This window comes from Intrasporangium mesophilum, from assembly GCF_054783095.1.
Genome location: NZ_BAAGRF010000005.1, coordinates 216980 through 234297 on the forward strand (window position 1 = coordinate 216980; position 17318 = coordinate 234297).

At 71.5% G+C, this 17318-nt stretch carries 19 protein-coding genes; 8 read left to right on the forward strand and 11 right to left on the reverse strand.

Annotated features, from left to right (window positions below):
- On the forward strand, positions 1–288 hold the full coding sequence (locus ACYVLP_RS06825; RefSeq protein ID WP_460626582.1) for a DUF4229 domain-containing protein: 288 nt from the start codon (positions 1–3) through the stop codon (positions 286–288).
- A gap of 25 nt (positions 289–313) precedes the next feature.
- Here the strand turns inward: ACYVLP_RS06825 and ACYVLP_RS06830 are convergent, their stop codons facing one another.
- The 9 genes from ACYVLP_RS06830 to ACYVLP_RS06870 all read right to left on the reverse strand — a co-directional run bounded on the left by ACYVLP_RS06830 (position 314) and on the right by ACYVLP_RS06870 (position 8692).
- Entirely contained in the window at positions 314–1531 is a 1218-nt protein-coding gene (locus ACYVLP_RS06830; RefSeq protein ID WP_460626583.1) for a flavin-containing monooxygenase, read from the reverse strand.
- A 71-nt stretch (positions 1532–1602) separates the two neighbouring features.
- Entirely contained in the window at positions 1603–2478 is an 876-nt protein-coding gene (locus ACYVLP_RS06835) for a 1,4-dihydroxy-2-naphthoate polyprenyltransferase (protein ID WP_460626584.1), read from the reverse strand.
- A 116-nt stretch (positions 2479–2594) separates the two neighbouring features.
- On the reverse strand, positions 2595–2885 hold the full coding sequence (locus ACYVLP_RS06840; RefSeq protein ID WP_460626585.1) for a PLD nuclease N-terminal domain-containing protein: 291 nt from the start codon (positions 2883–2885) through the stop codon (positions 2595–2597).
- A 30-nt stretch (positions 2886–2915) separates the two neighbouring features.
- Positions 2916–4124 (reverse strand): o-succinylbenzoate--CoA ligase, encoded by a 1209-nt coding sequence (gene menE / locus ACYVLP_RS06845; protein ID WP_460626586.1) that lies wholly within the window; start codon positions 4122–4124, stop codon positions 2916–2918.
- Complete coding sequence (locus tag ACYVLP_RS06850; RefSeq protein ID WP_460626587.1) at positions 4124–5767, reverse strand: MFS transporter; 1644 nt, start codon at positions 5765–5767, stop codon at positions 4124–4126. The genes menE and ACYVLP_RS06850 overlap by 1 nt, the downstream gene beginning before the upstream one ends.
- 507 nt (positions 5768–6274) lie before the next feature.
- Complete coding sequence (locus tag ACYVLP_RS06855) at positions 6275–6763, reverse strand: nucleotidyl transferase AbiEii/AbiGii toxin family protein (protein ID WP_460626588.1); 489 nt, start codon at positions 6761–6763, stop codon at positions 6275–6277.
- 47 nt (positions 6764–6810) lie between these two features.
- On the reverse strand, positions 6811–7068 hold the full coding sequence (locus ACYVLP_RS06860) for a hypothetical protein (protein WP_460626589.1): 258 nt from the start codon (positions 7066–7068) through the stop codon (positions 6811–6813).
- Between the two features lie 32 nt (positions 7069–7100).
- Positions 7101–7643, reverse strand: a complete 543-nt coding sequence (locus tag ACYVLP_RS06865) for a type IV toxin-antitoxin system AbiEi family antitoxin domain-containing protein (RefSeq protein ID WP_460626590.1) — start codon at positions 7641–7643, stop codon at positions 7101–7103.
- Positions 7644–7744: 101 nt separating this feature from the next.
- Positions 7745–8692 (reverse strand): 1,4-dihydroxy-2-naphthoyl-CoA synthase, encoded by a 948-nt coding sequence (locus tag ACYVLP_RS06870; RefSeq protein ID WP_460626591.1) that lies wholly within the window; start codon positions 8690–8692, stop codon positions 7745–7747.
- A 33-nt stretch (positions 8693–8725) separates the two neighbouring features.
- Between ACYVLP_RS06870 and ACYVLP_RS06875 the strand changes: the two genes are divergently transcribed.
- The 4 genes from ACYVLP_RS06875 to ACYVLP_RS06890 all read left to right on the forward strand — a co-directional run bounded on the left by ACYVLP_RS06875 (position 8726) and on the right by ACYVLP_RS06890 (position 11516).
- Positions 8726–9205 (forward strand): NUDIX hydrolase, encoded by a 480-nt coding sequence (locus tag ACYVLP_RS06875; RefSeq protein WP_460626592.1) that lies wholly within the window; start codon positions 8726–8728, stop codon positions 9203–9205.
- A gap of 160 nt (positions 9206–9365) precedes the next feature.
- Positions 9366–9677 (forward strand): hypothetical protein, encoded by a 312-nt coding sequence (locus ACYVLP_RS06880; protein WP_460626593.1) that lies wholly within the window; start codon positions 9366–9368, stop codon positions 9675–9677.
- A gap of 70 nt (positions 9678–9747) precedes the next feature.
- Positions 9748–10758, forward strand: coding sequence for an o-succinylbenzoate synthase (locus ACYVLP_RS06885; RefSeq protein WP_460626594.1), 1011 nt, complete (start codon positions 9748–9750; stop codon positions 10756–10758).
- Positions 10755–11516, forward strand: coding sequence for a 3-keto-5-aminohexanoate cleavage protein (locus tag ACYVLP_RS06890; RefSeq protein WP_460626595.1), 762 nt, complete (start codon positions 10755–10757; stop codon positions 11514–11516). Before ACYVLP_RS06885 ends, ACYVLP_RS06890 begins: the two co-directional genes overlap by 4 nt.
- Before the next feature lie 10 nt (positions 11517–11526).
- Here ACYVLP_RS06890 and menD read toward each other — a convergent pair whose 3' ends face one another.
- Both menD and ACYVLP_RS06900 read right to left on the reverse strand, forming a co-directional pair.
- Positions 11527–13266 (reverse strand): 2-succinyl-5-enolpyruvyl-6-hydroxy-3-cyclohexene-1-carboxylic-acid synthase, encoded by a 1740-nt coding sequence (gene menD / locus ACYVLP_RS06895; protein ID WP_460626596.1) that lies wholly within the window; start codon positions 13264–13266, stop codon positions 11527–11529.
- 10 nt (positions 13267–13276) lie between these two features.
- Positions 13277–14572 (reverse strand): isochorismate synthase, encoded by a 1296-nt coding sequence (locus ACYVLP_RS06900; protein ID WP_460626597.1) that lies wholly within the window; start codon positions 14570–14572, stop codon positions 13277–13279.
- A 107-nt stretch (positions 14573–14679) separates the two neighbouring features.
- Here ACYVLP_RS06900 and ACYVLP_RS06905 point away from each other — a divergent pair, with 107 nt between their 5' ends.
- The 3 genes from ACYVLP_RS06905 (at position 14680) to ACYVLP_RS06915 (ending at position 17308) form a co-directional block, all read left to right on the forward strand.
- Positions 14680–15372 (forward strand): demethylmenaquinone methyltransferase, encoded by a 693-nt coding sequence (locus tag ACYVLP_RS06905; RefSeq protein ID WP_460626598.1) that lies wholly within the window; start codon positions 14680–14682, stop codon positions 15370–15372.
- A gap of 132 nt (positions 15373–15504) precedes the next feature.
- Positions 15505–16824: a geranylgeranyl reductase family protein gene (locus ACYVLP_RS06910; RefSeq protein ID WP_460626599.1), complete on the forward strand. Its 1320-nt coding sequence runs from the start codon at positions 15505–15507 to the stop codon at positions 16822–16824.
- Between the two features lie 124 nt (positions 16825–16948).
- The gene (locus tag ACYVLP_RS06915; RefSeq protein WP_460626600.1) at positions 16949–17308 is read left to right on the forward strand and encodes an NADH-quinone oxidoreductase subunit A; all 360 of its coding nucleotides are present in this window, start codon (positions 16949–16951) and stop codon (positions 17306–17308) included.
- Positions 17309–17318 lie beyond the last annotated feature (10 nt).

Genomic DNA, 17318 nt, shown 5'->3' on the forward strand with positions numbered 1-17318 from the left:
GTGGTCCGCTACACCCTGCTCCGCCTGCTGATCTTCTTCGGCTTCCTGGTCCTCTTTTGGCTGGTCGGGCTCCGCAACAACCCGGTGCTGCTGCTCGGCGCGGCTGCACTCGCCTCCGCCGCGCTCTCCTATGTGCTGCTTCGGGGCATGCGCGACGAGATCACCGCCGGCCTGGTCGAGCGGCACGAGGCTCGCCTGCGGGCCAAGCAGGAGCACGTCGTCGACGAGGACAGCGACGAGGCCGCCGAGGACGCCGAGGTCGAGGGCCGCAACGGCTCACAGGCCTGAGGCGCTCCCGCCCGCGGCCCGAGGGTCAGAGCCGGCCGGCGATGAGCTCGGCGGTCGCCGACGCGTCCTCACCGACCCCGAAGAGCAGCGAGGAGCGCCGCTTCCGCAGGAAGTGCACGCCGACGAAGTGCAGGTCCGGGGCCACGACGCTCTCGCCGTTGACGTGCACGGGGAAGCCCAGGTCGTCGACGACGCCCGCGATGTCCACCCACTCCGTGTAGCGCGAGCGGAAGCCGGCCGCGACGACGACGGCACCGAGCTCTCGCGCGGGGACGCTCTCCACCGGCTCGGGCTCGAGGGGCGCCGGGTCCGGCAGGTCGGGCCGCTCGACGCCCGTGGAGTCGGCGACACCGAACACGATCTCGCGCAGCATCGCGTATGCCGCGTCGCCGGCCGCCAGGGACTCGGCGAAGTCCGGGGCCAGCCGCACCGTCCCGTCGTCGGCGCCCGCCAGATGGCCCCCGAGCCGAACTCCGAGGGAGTGCAGCGTGCGGTAGTTGAGGTCGTGGCCGCCGCCGGCGCCCGTCACCTGCGGGTTGGCCCCGAACCGCGCCGCAGGCGTCGGCAGCTTCTCCGGAGGCTGGTCGAAGAAGCGGCCGTCGAGGAGCCAGTCGAACATGTCACGGCCGCCGGGACGGCGGGGGAACCATGGCGCCCGGCCGCAGGCCATGACGACGTCGCGGCCGGCGAGCCTCAGCTCTTCGGCGATCTGGCAGGCGCTCTGGCCGCTGCCGACGACCAGCACCGAGCCCTCGGGCACCCCAGCGGGGTTGCGGTACTCCGTCACATCCAGGCGCGGCAGCCCGGGCGGGAGCGTAGCGGCCGCCGCCGGGAGGTGCGGTCGCTGGTAGGCCCCGGTGGCCACGACGACGACCCGGCTGTGGATGACGCCATCGTCGGTGTCGAGCCGGTAGCCGCGACCGTCCCGCGCGCTGAGCCGGCGAACGGCACAACCCATGCGGACCGGCGCGGGGATGCGGCCGGCATACGCCTCCAGATGGCCCGCGATCTGCTCGCGCGACATGAACCCGTCGGGGTCGTCCCCGTCATAGGCCGCCCCGGGCAGCTGGATGAGGTGGTTGGGGCCGACGACGGTGAAGCTGTCCCAGCGGTGCCGCCATGACGATCCGGGCGTCTCCGCCTCGAGGACGACATGCTCGACCCCTCGGGCGGCCAGCTCGTGGCTGGTCGCCAGGCCCGCCTGACCGGCGCCGATGACGACGACGTCGATGTTTTCTGCCATGCCCCACCCCGCGTTCGCTCCCGACCACGGTGGCACTGCGGGGCGCTCTTGTCACCCGCTTGCGAGAAGGGTCAGGGGTGGCCGAGGGCGAGGCCGACGCCGAGCAGCACCGACCAGGCGAGCTGGAACCGGCCCGTGCCGGCCAGGGCCGGGACGAGGCCACGCCCGGTGGCACCACCGACCACCGCGCGCATCGGGGCGATGAGCAGCGGGGAGGCGAGCAGGGCGAGCAACGCCCACCTCGACGTCGACGAGGCGAGGATGGTCATGGCGAAGGCCACGGCCACGAGCACGACGTAGGAGGAGCGAGTTCCCTTGTCCCCCATGCGGACTGCGAGGGTCCGCTTGCCGTGCTCGCGGTCCGTCGGGATGTCGCGGAGGTTGTTCGCGACGAGGATCGCCGACGCGAGAGAGCCCACGCCCACTGCGCCCCACCAGCAGGCGGCCGTGGGCGGGGTCATCGTCGCCATGGTGCCGACCGTCGCGACGAGGCCGAAGAACACGAAGACGAACAGCTCACCGAGCCCGAGGTAGCCGTACGGGTGCTTGCCGCCGGTGTAGTACCACGCGGCGACGATGGCGGCAGCGCCGATGATCAGCATCACCCAGAGGCCGGAGAGGGCGACGAGAGCGAGGCCGACGAGTCCGGCGAAGCCGAAGCAGGCGAACGCCGCCAGCTTGACGGAGCGCGGCTGGGCGAGACGCTGGCCCACGAGGCGGACCGGCCCGACCCGGACCTCGTCGGTGCCGCGGACGCCGTCCGAGTAGTCGTTCGCGTAGTTCACCCCCACCTGGAGGGCCAGGGCCACGACGAGGGCAAGGACGGCATACGCCCAGACGACGTGGCCCGTCTGGTAGGCCGCACCCGTCCCGACGACGATCGGCGAGACGGCGGCGGGCAGCGTGCGGGGCCGGGCGCCCTCGATCCACTGGGACAGCGTGGCCATGGGTGTCGTGGGTCCTTCGGGTCCGGGTGCAGGAACGGGCGGGTCGGGGGTCGGTGCGAGCGGTGGGCGTCGCGCGTGGGCGAGAGGGCCGCGACCGTGCTCGGCGCGGGCCGCGCTCAGAGCTTGCGGAGGAAGTCCGGGTCGTCGTCGGGGCCCATCGGACCGGGCGGCCGGCTCGGCCCGCGTGGCCCTCGTGGCCCTCGTGGACCGCGTTGAGCCCGGCCGCCGCGCGCGTCGGCGCGGCCGGCGAGGAGCCAGAAGACCGGCCCGGCGATCGGGACGAGCACGGCGATGAGCCACACCGCCTTGGGCATGATCCGCACGAGCCGCCTGTCGGTCTGCACGCAGTCCACCAGGGCGTAGATCGTCGCGAAGACCACCACAGCGACGAGCACGACGCGCAGCACAGCGGTTTCTCCAATCGGGGCAGGGGTGAGCTACACCCCCATCTTGCCACCGTGAGACGCCTGCTCCTGAAACGCAGTACGGATCGCGGCCCGGTCGGGTTTGCCGGGGCCGCGCTGGGGGATCGCGGGCAGGACGAGGACCTGCCGGGGCAGGGCGGCGTCGGGCAGTATGCCGCGCAGCCGGGACCGCAGGTCGCGCGCCGTGAGGAGCCCAACCGGGTCGACGAGGGTGACCGCCGCGCAGACCACTTCGCCCCACTCGGGGTCGGGGAGCCCCAGGACGACGACGTCGACGACGTCGTGCAGGTGCCGGGAGATGGCGTCCTCGACGACGCCCGGCGTGATCTTCAGGCCGCCGGTGTTGATGACGTCGTCGGCGCGGCCGTCGATGACGAGCAGGCCGTCGTCGTCGAAGTGCCCGAGGTCGTCGGTGCGGAACCACCTCACCCCGTCCGGGTCGGTGACGAAGGCATCCGCGGTGAGCTCCGGCTCGGCCAGGTAGCCGTGGGCGACGGTGTCTCCGCCCAGCACGACGTGCCGGTCGTTGTCGATGTGGACCCGGCTCACGCCCAGCGGGGTGCCGTCGTAGACGCAGCCGCCGGCGGTCTCGCTCATGCCGTAGGTCAGGGTCAGCGCCACGTCCAGCCGGCGGGCCCGCTCGACCATCGAGGCGGGCGTCGAGGCGCCACCGACGAGCACCCCGTCGAACGACCGCAGCGCGGCCAGCCCCTCGGCGTCGTCGAGCAGGCGCGCGAGCTGGGTCGGCACGAGCGCGGTGTACCGGCGCCGCGCGGACGGGGTGGTCGTGAGGGTGCGTGCGGCGCGGGCGAAACCGGTCGCCGTGAAACCGCCTGCCAGGTCGACGACGCCTGGGGTCGTGCCCGCGGCGATCGAGCGCAGCAGGACCTGCAGGCCGGCGATGTGGTGGGCGGGCATCGCCAGCAGCCACACCCCGCTGCCCCCGAGCACATGGTGGGTCGCCGAGGCGGAGCGCTCCAGTGCGTCCGCGGTGAGCATCGCCTGCTTGGGCCGGCCGGTGGACCCCGACGTGCCGACGACCACGGCGAGCCGTTCGGGCAGCTCGTCGGGCTCGTGGGGTGCCACGACCGGGGGAGGCCCCCCAGCGGCATACGGCAGCACTGGCGACGACCCGGCGAGCGCGGCCTCGAGCTCGGGCAGCACGTGGAGGACGTCCGGCCCGGCCGGCACCGCCAGCGGGCGTGGGGAGAGTGTCGTCATCAGGCGCGCCTCACCCGTGGGCTCGTGGACGGAGGGCCGGCGACGCGGCGCTGCCGGGCGGCCATGAGCACCGTCCAGACGAGGGCGGCCGCGCAGACCGAGAAGCCGAGGTACGGGTTGAGCGGCAGCATGATCCCGAGTGCGCCGCCGGCGACCCAGAGGATCTGCAGCATCGTCTCGGACCACGCGAAGACGGACGTGCGGACGTTCTCGGGGACCTCGCGCTGCACCAGAGCATCGAAGCAGAGCTTGGCCAGCTGGGACGACAGGCCGAGGACCAGGCCCAGCAGGACCAGCGTGACGATGCCGTACCAGATGGCCGTCGCCACGCAGCAGAGCGTGGCGGCGAGCACCGAGAGCATCGCGATCCGCTCGGGGCGGTCGTCCTTGACGATGTTGCCCACGAGGCTGCCGAGGCCGTTGCCGACACCGATGGCCGCCGCGACGAGGCCCAGGACCAGCTCGGCGCGCATGCCGTCGAGCGGGTGCTCACGGGCCAGGAACGCCATGAAGGTGATGATGAACCCGGTGAGGACCCGGGTGCCGCCCGTCGACCACAGGGCGTGCTTGACCGGCCACGGGATCGCCTGCTTGCGCCTCCTGAAGCGCCCGATGACTCCCAGCGAGTCGATCGTGATCGCCTCGCCGTCGTCGGAGCCGTGCCGCCCGGGGCCGGTATGCCGCCGGGCCGGGCCGTCGGTCCACCGTCGTTGGGTGCCGCGTAAGGAGCTGGCCGGGGCCCCGTTCGCGGCGCCTGGCGCCGCGCGTCGGGGAGGGACCGGGATCGGCGTCGTGTCCTCCGGATGCAGCTCCCCTTCCGAGGAGTCGACCTGCTCGGGGAGGCGGATGGCCTGGACGGTGCCGACCACGAACGCGACGAAGGCGACCCGTAGCGCCCACTCGGGGCCGGCGACCATGGCCAGGCCGCCCAGCGCGCCGCCGATGACCGCGCCGACGACGCCGGCCATGGAGTTCCGGGAGTTCGCCCGCACGAGAGTCGTGCCGGCGGGAACCACCCGCGGCACGGCGGCCGCGCGGGAGATCGTGTACGCGCGCGAGGCGACCAGGCATCCGAGCGCGGCCGGGAAGACCCAGCCGCTGTGGTTGCCGATCGCCTCGGCCAGGACCCAGCAGAGGAAGGCGCGGACCGCCATCGTCGTGCCGATCGCCCATCGGCGCCCGTGCGAGAAGCGGTCGAGCAGGGGTCCGATGAGCGGAGCGACGAGCGCGAACGGGACCATCGTCAGCAGCAGGAACATCGCGACCTGGCTGCGGGCCTGCGCCGTCTGCGGGTTGAAGAAGAGCGTTCCCGCCAGGGCCAGGGCCATGACCGTGTCGCCGACGGTGTTCGTCGCGTGCAGCTCGGTCACGCGGGCCAGGCCGCTCTCGCCGGCGCCGCCCGAGTGGGTGTACGCGTGGGCCTTGGCTGCGGCATACCTCCCCGAGCGGGCTGTCAGCCTGGCAGTGCCGGTTGCGGCGCGCCCGATCCCGCGGCCGATCGAGCGGGTGGCGTTGGCCGCGGTCGTCCCGGCCGAGGGCCGGTAGTCGGCCGGCCGGCCCCCTTCGGGCACGTCGTCGCCAGGTGGACCGGACCGGGGCGCGCGGCGACCAGCGCCGGGGGAGCGGTCGTCGCGCGTGTCCACGCCTCAATCCTGCCTTGTCCCTGCGCTCTTCGGGTGTCCACCCCGGCCGCGTCCTGTCCGACACAGCAACCGGTGCCCGCCTCGAACCGCCGTGCGGCGCAGCCAGCCGCCCTCAGGACTTGATGTGTTCCACGTGACACGCGCCCGGACAGGCGTCCATCCAGCGACTCCGCAATGAAGGCGGTCTCGCCGTGCACTGCGAGACCGTCCTGGACCGCCTTCTGCCAACACACGAAGCGGCGGACGCTGTCGTCCCCCTGCTCCGCAAATACAAGCGCAGGCCACAGGAGGTCGGGAAGGTCGTCCTTAAAACCAATCCTGGATCTGCAGGCTGCCGGTCACAGGCGGGGACATGTAGACGCGGCCCTTCCGAACGTAGCCGGCCATGGGCCCTGAACGCTGGTTCGGCTTGGGGACGGTCACGGCAGCAAACTAGTTGTTGGGGCCGACACCGGCGCGATGGCATGCTCAAATCGCGCACCGACCACGGCGGGGCGGCCTCTGCCATCAGTGATAACTCGTGGCAATGCGCCGGACGAACTCATTGACCCAGTCGACAGCTCCCTCAACGTCGGGCAGCACCTCAAGGTCTTCAACCGCCGCCTCGTACAGCGTGGCCCAGCCGGCACCGGCCACGATGGTTGGCGGCCATGCCAGTTGGCGCCGGTACTCGAATAGCCGCATGCAGGTCGCGTTGACCTGACCCAGGTCAAGGTCCTCGCCGTTGTCGAGCAACTGGAGGTCGACGAGGTCGCGCACTCGCTCGCTGCCGTGCTCCGACACCGCATGCAGTTTCTGAGCGACCTGATGATCAGCGCGCATCACTCGCACCGGCTTCGGCGCCTCAAGACCTACCTCGGTGAAGAGCTGGGCGAGACCGTCGGCGAGGTGGTACTCGGGCTCGTCGGCGTCGCCGATCTCGTTGTGGCCAAGCTCGAACTTCACCGTGCACCACGGCCGGCCCCGATAGTCGAGCTTCACGTCGAAGGGCTGCATGACGTACGCCGTCGGTACGCCGCTCGGGCGCGGTGCTGCCTTCTCGATCAGCCTCCCCGTGAAGCCAGCCCAACCAACAGCCAGCGAGTCCTCAAAATCGCTGCGGAACTTGGCCAGCGGCTGGACCCGCGCTGCATCGAGATCCTGGTGAACCGCGTCCCTCGGCCATAGCGCAGCACCATCGCGCTGCCGCCTTTGATCGCACCTTCAGGGAGCATCTGGCCGACAACCACGAGCGCCATGCCGACGCGTCGCCGGATGGCGAGCTCTTCGTTGCCCTCGAGATTGCCAAAGCGCTGCTCCAACGAGCGGACGCTGGTCGGCACATCGTCGTAGCTCAGGACCGGAGTTCCTTGCTGACCTGTCGCCACTCCTTGGCCGTCATTAGGCCCTCCTTTCGCGCTTCCTCAGCAGCCTCCATCAGGCGGCTCCTCTCGACCCGCCCACGGCACTCGAGGATCGCGTCAGCAACCCGTTGCGACTCGAGACCTTCGTACAGCGTTGTGACGACATCGCCCTTGACGAGCGTCAACTCGATGTAGGGCGGCAACTTCGGCCGGGTGCGCTTCCGAACCGCGACTCTGATCCGTCGAGGGTTCACGTCGGCAAGCCCGAACAACGCCAGCACCGAGTCTCCATGGAGGTACGACCCCTCGCCCGCACGCAGCAGTGCCTCAGCGAACTGATCGAATACGCTGGCAGGCGCATCCGGCACTCGATAGATCCCATAGGCGACGTTCTTCAGACCGCCGCGAGCGGCAAGTTTGGGTAGCTCGACGGCAGGGACCCCTGCCTCGGCCGCCTGCTTCGTCGTGACATAGCCGTACTGATCGAGCGCGATCTCGCGCACGACGGCCCTGTACTTCGTCTTGGCAACCATGTCACAACTATACCGAAACCGGTAGTGTTGTGACACACGATTCGGATCGGCATACGGCTGGGCTGGCGTCCGCGCTGGCGTCCGGGCTGCGATTGGATCGGTCAGTAGTACCAGGGGTACGGGGACCAGTCCGGGTCGCGCTTCTCGAGGAACTGGTCACGCCCCTCGATCGCCTCGTCGGTCATGTACGCCAGACGCGTCGCCTCGCCCGCGAACACCTGCTGCCCCATGAGGCCGTCGTCGACGAGGTTGAAGGCGAACTTCAGCATGCGCTGGGCCTGCGGGCTCTTGCCCATGATCTCCGTCGCGACCTGCAGCGCCTCCTTCTCGAGGTCGGCATGGTCGGCGACGATGTTGACCGCGCCCATCCGCTGCATGTCCTCGGCGGAGTACGCGCGGCCGAGGAAGAAGATCTCCCGAGCGCGCTTCTGACCGACCATGCGAGCCAGGTAAGCGCTGCCGTAGCCCGCATCGAACGACCCCACGTCGGCGTCCGTCTGCTTGAACCGGGCGTGCTCGCGGGAGGCGATGGTCAGGTCGCAGACGACATGGAGCGAGTGGCCGCCGCCCGCCGCCCACCCGGGCACGACAGCGACGACCACCTTCGGCATGGTGCGGATGAGCCGCTGGACCTCGAGGATGTGCAGGCGGCCGCCGTGCGCCTTGGTACGGACGTCGTCGACCGTCTCGGCGGTCTCGCCGCTCGCATACTGGTAGCCAGAGCGGCCCCGGATGCGCTGGTCGCCGCCGGAACAGAACGCCCAGGCGCCGTCCCTGGGGGATGGGCCGTTGCCGGTGATGAGCACGACCCCGACGTCCGGCGTCATCCGCGCATGGTCCAGCGCCCGGTAGAGCTCGTCGACCGTGTGCGGACGGAACGCGTTGAGCACCTCAGGGCGGTCGAACGCGATACGCACAACTCCCGACTCGGCGTGCGGTCGCCCCGCGACTGCGCGGCGACGGTGGTACGTGATGTCGGTGAAGTCGAAGCCGTCGACAGCGGTCCACTCGGCGGGGTCGAAGATCTCGGATACCTGCTGGGTCGTCACGGCGCGCAGCCTACGCGGGCTAGGGTCGAGGCCATGCCGATCCCCGCCTACGTGGCCCATCTGCGCACCATGGTCGGCCGTGAGCTGTTGTGGATGCCGGGAGTGACCGCGGTCGTGCTGCGCGACGGTCCGGAAGGCCCAGAGGCGCTGCTCGTGAAGCGGTCCGACAACGGCGAGTGGACGTCGGTCACCGGCATCGTCGACCCCGGGGAGCACCCTCATCTCGCCGCCGTCCGCGAGGTGCTCGAGGAGGCCAGCGTCGTCGCGGAGATCGAGCGGCTCGTCTGGGTGCGGGCGACCGGCGTGATCAGGCACCCCAACGGTGACCTGGGGCAGTACGTCGACCACACCTTCCGATGCCGCTGGGTCTCCGGCGAGCCGCGCCCCGGCGACGACGAGTCCACCGAAGCCCGGTGGTTCCCGCTGGACGCCCTCCCGCAGATGTCGCAGGTCCATACCGATCGCATCGCCTGCGCCGTCGAGAACCCTCGCGACGTGCGGCTGGGCTCCTGACGGACCCCTCAGCGCGCGCCTCCAGGGGCACGCACGTCCGGCCTTGGGACCCGTGACATCTGTCAGGGGCAAGGGCTGACAGACCTCCACGGGTGTCGACAGGTCCGCGGCGTAGCGTGAAGACGTACCGGGAACCCCGGAATCGTCCAAGGAGGCCATCGTGTTCGTGCCACGCATCTTCATCGTCGCAGGCATCGCGCTCATCGCGATCGCTCTGGGAGCGTCGGGGCACGGCCTGTTCTGGCTCATCCCCTTCGTGTGGATCGTCGGCGGCGCACGCCGTCGGGCCTGGTATGCGTGCGGCCCTGGCAACCGCGGCCGGTACGGGCGCTATGGCGACCATGGCTACTACCGCGACCACTACGTCGACCACGGGACGCCGGACCAGTCTCACCCGACCGCGTCCACCCCGCCCTCGGACGAGCCGGACCCGTCCCGCGACCGCCACGAGGCGTTCCCGTCCGGCCACTGACCCTGCTGATCCATGCCCGGCCCGCGCGGGCCCGTCGGTCCCGCCGCGGGCCGTCGGTCATGATGGGTTCATGACCCCGCTGCCCGACGCCGGAGAGCTGCTCGAGCACGCGCACGTCGTCGCGCTCCCGATGCGAGTGCGGTTCCGCGGGGTCACCGTGCGCGAGGCGGTCGTCTTCGAAGGGCCGCGTGGCTGGGGGGAGTTTGCGCCGTTCGTCGAGTACCCCGACGAGGAGGCTGCGCGGTGGCTGGGCTCCGGCATCGAGGCCGCGTATGCCGGGTGGCCGGCTCCCGTTCGCGCCGCGGTCCCCGTGAACGCCACGGTCCCCGCGGTCGGTCCTGACCAGGTGCCCGACGTGCTGGCCCGGTTCGACGGCTGCACGACGGCGAAGGTCAAGGTCGCCGAGGCCGGGCAGTCGCTCTCCGACGACCTCGACCGGGTGGCGGCCGTCCGCGACGCGATGGGCCCGTCCGCGCGCATCCGCGTCGACGCAAACGGCGCCTGGGATGCAGCCGCGGCCATGGAAGCGCTGGGCAAGCTCGCGGCATACGACCTGGAGTATGCGGAGCAGCCGTGTGCGACCGTGGAAGAGCTGGCCGAGCTGCGAAAGGCATTGGCGCGTAACGGCATCGGCGTGCGGATCGCCGCGGACGAGTCCATCCGAAAGGCCGACGACCCACGGCGCGTGGCGCGCCTGGCGGCCGCCGACATCGTCGTGGTCAAGGCAGCGCCCTCGGGTGGCGTCTCTCGTGCGCTCGACATCGTTGCCGACTGCGGGCTGCCGGCGGTCGTGTCCTCGGCCCTCGACACCAGCGTGGGCATCGCTGCCGGAGTAGCCCTCGCGGCGGCGATGCCGACTCTCGACCATGCCTGCGGACTGGGCACTGTCGGGCTCTTCGACCGAGACGTCGCGGCGCCGGCCTTGCGGCCGGTGAGCGGCACGCTCTCGCCCGCAGCGCGTCCGCGGCCCGACTCGGCGCTGCTCGAGGCGCTGGCAGCCCCAGCCGACCGGCAGGCCTGGTGGCGCGCGCGGCTGGTCCGTTGCCTCGCGCTGGTCGACGGTGGCCGGAGCGCACGGTGATCACCGCCTGCCTCAACGGCGACCGCGCGCCAGGCACCCACCCGCGGGTGCCCATCACAGCAGCTGAGCTCGCTGCCGCGGCAGCCGCGGCTGTGGACGCCGGGGCCTACATGGTCCACGTCCACCCTCGAGACGAGCATGGCCGCGAGACCCTCGAGACCCGGCAGGTCGTCGATGCGGTCACGGCGATCCGGGCCGCGACCCCGGGCCTGCGGGTCAGCGTCACCACTCGCGACGGCATTGCCGACAGCACCAGGCGCAAGCTCGCCCACATCTCGGAGTGGCCGTCGCCCGACCTTGGCGGCCCGGACTGTGCGAGCGTGAACTGGCACGAGGACGGCGCCATCGAGGTGGCAGCCGCCTTGCGGGACAACGGATCCGGTGTAGAGGCCGGGATCTGGACGCCGAAGGCCGCGACCCGGTTCGTCTCGACGAACTGGCCCTGGCAGGTCGAGCGGGTGCTTGTCGAGGTCATCCCGGGCCGCACACCGGGCTCGGACGGGCACTGGGCCGCCGAGCGGATCCTCGCGGCGCTGGGCATGTCACCCGCCCCGGTGCTCGTCCACGGCGAGCAGCAGTGGGCGTGGCCCGTGCTGCGGTGGGCTCAAGCGGCCGGCTACGACGTGCGGATCGGCCTGGAGGACACCAGGTTCCACCCCGACGGCCGCGAGGCGCGCGACAACACAGAGCTGGTCGAAGCTGCGCTGAAGTCCGAGCCCGGCACCCCCTCGCAGTGGCCCGTGCCGGACCCGCTCTGACGCTACCGCCCTATCGGCCCGCGTCCTGGCGCGGCAGGGCCCGCTGGGCCAGGGCGCGCAGCCGCGCTGCCTCGTCCCGCCGGTCGCTCCGCGACACCGGAACCTCCAGAACCCTTGTGCCGCTAGGGTTCTCCGCCAGCGCAGCTTCGAGACGGGCGAGGTCGGCGACCCGCTCGTATGCCGTGTGGTGGGCGGCGCACACCGCCTCGAGATCGGTGCCGTGCGGGGTGCCGAAGACCCGCTCGAACGCACTGGCGTAGCGGCGGTCGCCCTGTTCGAGGGTGCTGAAGATGGCGCCGCCGTCGTCGCTGAGCACGACGATCGTCAGGTCCGGCCGGGGCTCGCGGGGTCCGACGAGCAGGCCGTTCGTGTCGTGCAGGAAGGTGACGTCGCCCATGAAGGCGATCGTGCGTGACGCGGAGGACCGGCCGAGCGCGATCCCGACCGCGGTCGACACCATGCCGTCGATGCCGGCGAGACCCCGGTTGCCCACCACGAACCGGTGCTCCAGGGGCGGCCACGGGGCCGCCATCACGTCGAGGTCGCGGACCGGGTTCGACGACCCGACGACGAGGGTGGTGTGGGAGCCCACCGCCCTTGCAACGGCGGCAGCGACGAGCAGCGGCGAGAGGTCGTCGGCGCCGTCCTGGGACGCGGCCAGGTCGTGGTCGATGAGGCGCCCCAGCCGGTCGTCCGCCTCCCGCCATGCCGCGAACCACGCCGGGTCGTCCGCGGACCCGACCCTCGGGACCTCGTCGACGACAGCGGCGACCCGGCCGGGGTCGGTCGCGACACCGCTGCGGCCGCGCACCGAGATCACCTCGAGCGAGGAGTCGCTGATGAGGCTGGTCACGGGCCGGGACAGCGTCGGGTGGCCGATCACGACGACGCGCTCGATGTCGCCGCGCAGGTCGGTCGTCAGGAGCAGCCGACCGGTGCGGATCGCCTGGCTGCCGATGCGGGCCCCGCTCGTCGGCTCGGCCAGCATGGGCCAGTTCGCGGACTCCGCAAGCAGCCGGGCGGCCGGCCCGGCGTCGTCACCGGCCACGACGACCGTGCGCGGCCCGAGCGGAAGGACCGAGCCGCCGGTCGACACGTCGACGGACGGCTCGACGTTCGCGGCGGCACGGTGGCGTCGGTCAGCCCCGTTCCCACTGTCCGTCCCTGCCCCGGCGAAGTCGTCGTGTTCAGGAGCGGGGCGCTGCCACCAGGTGTCGCGGTCGGGGTCGTCAGGGAGCAGGTCACCGTCGAGCTGGACATTGAGCTGGCTGGGCCCTCGCAGCGAGCACGCCTGTGCGACAGCGGAAACGAGGTCGGCGTCAGGCGTCGCTGCCCTCAGGTCGTGACACGGCGCGAACCTGCCGAAGATCCCGGCCTGGTGCGTGGTCTGGTTGGCGCCCGTGCCCCGCAGCCGGTCGGGCCGGTCAGCGCTCACGACCACGAGCCGGCGGCCGGTGTGGTGCGCCTCCATCACGGCCGGCAGCAGGTTGCCGACGGCCGTGCCGGAGGTCGTCACCACGGCCACCGGCCGCCGCGACCCGACGGCGAGCCCGAGAGCGAGGAACCCCGCGGACCGCTCGTCGACCCGCACGTGCAGGCGCAGGTCGCCGCACTCGTCGGCGGCGTCGAGCGACAGGGCGAGCGGCGCCGAGCGCGATCCCGGGGCGATCACGACGTCGCGCACCCCACCGAGCCACAGCTCCTGCAGCACCCGGAGTGCGAGAAGGGGGGCGGTGCGAGCGGAGGTCATGTCGCCGGGTTCAGTCGCTCGCGAGAGCGTCACGCATCGGGATGAGCTTGGCGTTGGACTCCGCCACCTCCGACTCGGGGTCGGACCCCGCGACGATGCCACACCCGGCATACAGCCTGATCTGTGACGGGTCGTCCGGGGCCAGAGCCCCGCTGCGCAGCGCGATTCCCCAGGCGCCGTCGCCGTGGGCGTCCATCCACCCGACCGGGCCGGCATACCTGCCCCGGTCCATGCGCTCGAGCTCCCCGATCACCTCGACGGCCCGAGCCGTCGGCGTGCCGCCGACCGCGGCCGACGGGTGCAGCGAGGCCGCAAGCGTCAAGGAGGACGCCTCGTCGGCGCTCACCGCTGCGACGTCCGTCGCGAGGTGCATGACGTTGGGCAGGTGCAGGACGAACGGCGCCTCCGGCACGTTCATCGACGAGCAGTGCGGGGCGAGGGCGTCCGCGACGGAGCGGACGGCATACTCGTGCTCCTCGAGGTCCTTCGAGGAGCGCGCGAGCGACGCGGCGAGCGCGAGGTCCTTGGCGTCGTCGCCGGTGCGCCGGATCGTGCCGGCCAGCACCCGCGAGGTGATGAGGCCCTGGTCCCGCCGGACGAGAAGCTCGGGCGTCGCGCCGACGAGCCCGCTCACCGCGAAGACCCAGGTGTTCTCGTAGCGTTCGGCGAGACGACGAAGCAGCCAGCGTGGGTCGATGGGGTCGTCTGCCGTCGCGACGAGGTCGCGCGCGAGGACCACCTTGTCGAGCTCGCCCGCGCTGATCCGGGTCACCGCTTCGGCGACCGCGTGAGCGTAGGCGGCCGGTGAGATCTCGCCGTCGGCGAAGGCGACCCCCCTTGGGGGCATGGGATCGCTTGCAGCCGTGGGTGTTTCGATGAACGTCAGCTGTGGGTCGAGAGAGACGGTCGTCAGCCAGGTCCTGCCGCCGCGCCGGCCGATGATGGTCGAGGGCACGACGAGGCGCGCGGACTCGCTGGAGTCGTCCGCGAACGGGAAGGACCCGAAGCAGACCAGACCCGTGCCCGGCAGCTCGAGCTCGTCCCGGACCACCGCGTGCCGCACGACCTCGCGCCACCACGACTCGGCGTCACGGAAGCGCCCGGCCCCGTGAGCCTCGAAGGTCAGCGCCGCTCCCCAGCCCACGACCCCCTCGCCGCGGCGGACCCACGAGACGAGCTCGTCGTGTCGCTGGTCCGCGGGCAGGAAGGAGAGCAGGGGGTCCGTGCTGGCCAGCGGGACCGAACGGACGACGACCGTCGGGCCGGCGGACGGAGACGGCGCTTCAGGGGCGGGAAGCGTTGACATCGGTTGCCACTCTACGGCCGCCCCACCGGTGCATGTGACCACGCCCGCTCGACGAGGTGGGTGACGGCCCCGTGCGCGGCGGCAGGTGGCTTTGCGAGGATGACCTCATGACCCGAGCCCAGCTGGACAAGAAGCCGGTCGACGTGGCGTCGATGTTCGACACCGTTGCCGACAAGTACGACGTGACCAACGACGTGCTCTCGCTGGGTCAGGACCGCCTGTGGCGCCGCGCTGTGGTCAAGGCCGTCGATGCCAGGCCGGGGGAGCGGATCCTCGACATCGCGGCCGGGACGGGCACCTCGAGCGAGCCCTGGGCCGACCGCGAGATCGAGGTCGTGCCGGCAGACTTCTCGCTCGGGATGCTCCGCGTCGGACACCGGCGCCGCCCGGACATGGCCTTCACGGCAGCCGACGCGATGCACCTGCCCTTCGCCGACGCGAGCTTCGACGTGGTGACGATGAGCTTCGGGCTGCGCAACGTCGCCGACACCGAGCAGGCCCTCAGGGAGTTCCTCCGCGTGACCAAGCCGGGCGGCCGCCTGCTGGTCTGTGAGTTCAGCCAGCCGGTCAACAAGGTCTTCCGCACGGTCTACTCGAACTACGTCATGCGGGCCCTGCCGCCGATCGCGCGGCGTACGTCGTCGAACCCGGAGTCCTACGTCTACCTCGCGGAGTCGATCCGGGCCTGGCCGCCGCAGGGTGAGCTGGCCCGCACCATCGAGCAGGCGGGCTGGACCGCGGTGCGCTGGACGAACCTCTCGGGTGGCATCGTCGCGCTCCACAGCGCCGTCAAGCGCTGACCCCGCAGCGCTCGCTCGACCTTGAGGTCGGGACTTAGGCATGCCTTATCTGACAAGCCGGAAAACACGGGAATAGACTCCCCAGATAGTTCGTGAAGTTCTTCACAAGCACCTCGGAAGCACCAGGGAGAGATGAGCACTTCGAGCCTCGCACCGAGCCCCTCCGCGGGCATCGGGGCACCGGTCGAGCGGGCCGACGTCATCGTCGTCGGCGCCGGTCCGGGTGGCAGTGCTACCGCGGCATACCTTGCCGACCATGGTCGCGACGTCGTGCTGCTGGAGAAGTCCGCGTTCCCGCGCGACAAGATCTGCGGCGACGGCCTGACCCCGCGCGCGACCAAGGAGCTCATCTCGCTCGGCGTCGACACGACGGGCTGGCAGCGCACTCGCGGCCTGCGGATCAAGGGCGGCGGCCACACCCTCCTGCTGGACTGGCCCGAGACCGACACCTTCCCGTCCTACGGCATGGTCCGCACCCGGGCCCAGCTCGACGAGACGCTCGCCCGCCACGCCGAGCGCAAGGGCGCCGTGCTCCACGAGCGCACCAGCGTCACCGCGCCCGTCCGCGACGCCGCGGGCCGGGTCACGGGCGTCACCGCCAAGCGCCTCGACGACAACGGCCGAGCCGTCGGCGAGGCCGTCACCTACCGCGCCCCCATCGTCATCGCGAGCGACGGCGTCTCCTCGCGGCTGGCCACCGCCGTGGGCCGGACCAAGCGCGAGGACCGCGTCATGGGCGTCGCCGTGCGGGCCTACTACACGACCCCGCGCCGCGACGACTACCTCGAGTCGCACCTCGAGCTGTGGACCCGCGACGACTCCGGCAACCGCATCCTCATGCCCGGCTACGGCTGGCTCTTCCCGCTCGAGGACGGCCGCACCAACGTCGGCCTCGGCACGCTCGACACGACCTCGGCCTTCCAGAAGACCGACTACAAGGACGTCATGCGCCGGTGGGTCGAGGACATCGACGCCGACTGGCAGCTCGAGCACGACGAGTCCGCCGGCCCGATCCGCGGCGCCGCGCTGCCGATGGGCTTCAACCGGTCGCCGCTCTACGCCGACGGCCTGCTGCTCGTCGGCGACTCCGGCGGCATGGTCAACCCCTTCAACGGCGAGGGCATCGACTACGCCCTCGAGGCGGCGCGGGTGGGTGCCGAGCTCGTCTCGCAGGCGCTCGCGCGCCCGAGTGACGCCGAGCGCGAGCGGGTGCTGGCGGCATACCCGACGGTGATGAAGGACGAGCTCGGGGGCTACTTCACGCTCGGCCGGTGGTTCGCCCACGCGATCGGCAACCCCGAGGTGATGCGCCTCGCGACCAAGTACGGCCTGCCTCGCACGACTCTCATGCGCTTCCTGCTCAAGATCATGGCCAACCTGGCCGACCCGGGTGGCAAGGGCGCGAGCGACCGCATCATCAACACCCTCTCCCGGATGGCGCCGAACGCATGAGACCCGCTCCCGTATGCCGCCCGGCGGGCATTGTGACGCCGAGCACAATCGTCGTCGACGCCCCTAGGATGGGTGCGCCGCGCATAAGTCATGACACGCCGGACCGAAAGGCACGTGACATCGGATGAACTCCTACGTCCCGATCCTGTTCATGCTGGGGCTCGGCTTCGCGTTCGCCGCGCTGTCGGTCTTCACCTCGCTCGTCGTCGGCCCGAAGCGCTACAACCGCGCCAAGCTCGAGGCCTACGAGTGCGGCATCCAGCCGAGCCCGCACCCCGCGGGCGGGGGGCGCGTGCCGATCAAGTACTACCTGACGGCGATGCTCTTCATCATCTTCGACATCGAGTCGGTCTTCCTCTATCCGTTCGCGGTGGCCTTCAACAAGCTCGGCCTCTTCGCGCTGGTCGAGATGGTCCTGTTCATCCTCACCGTCTTCGTCGCCTACGCCTATGTGTGGCGGCGCGGCGGGCTCGAGTGGGACTGAAAGGTAAGGA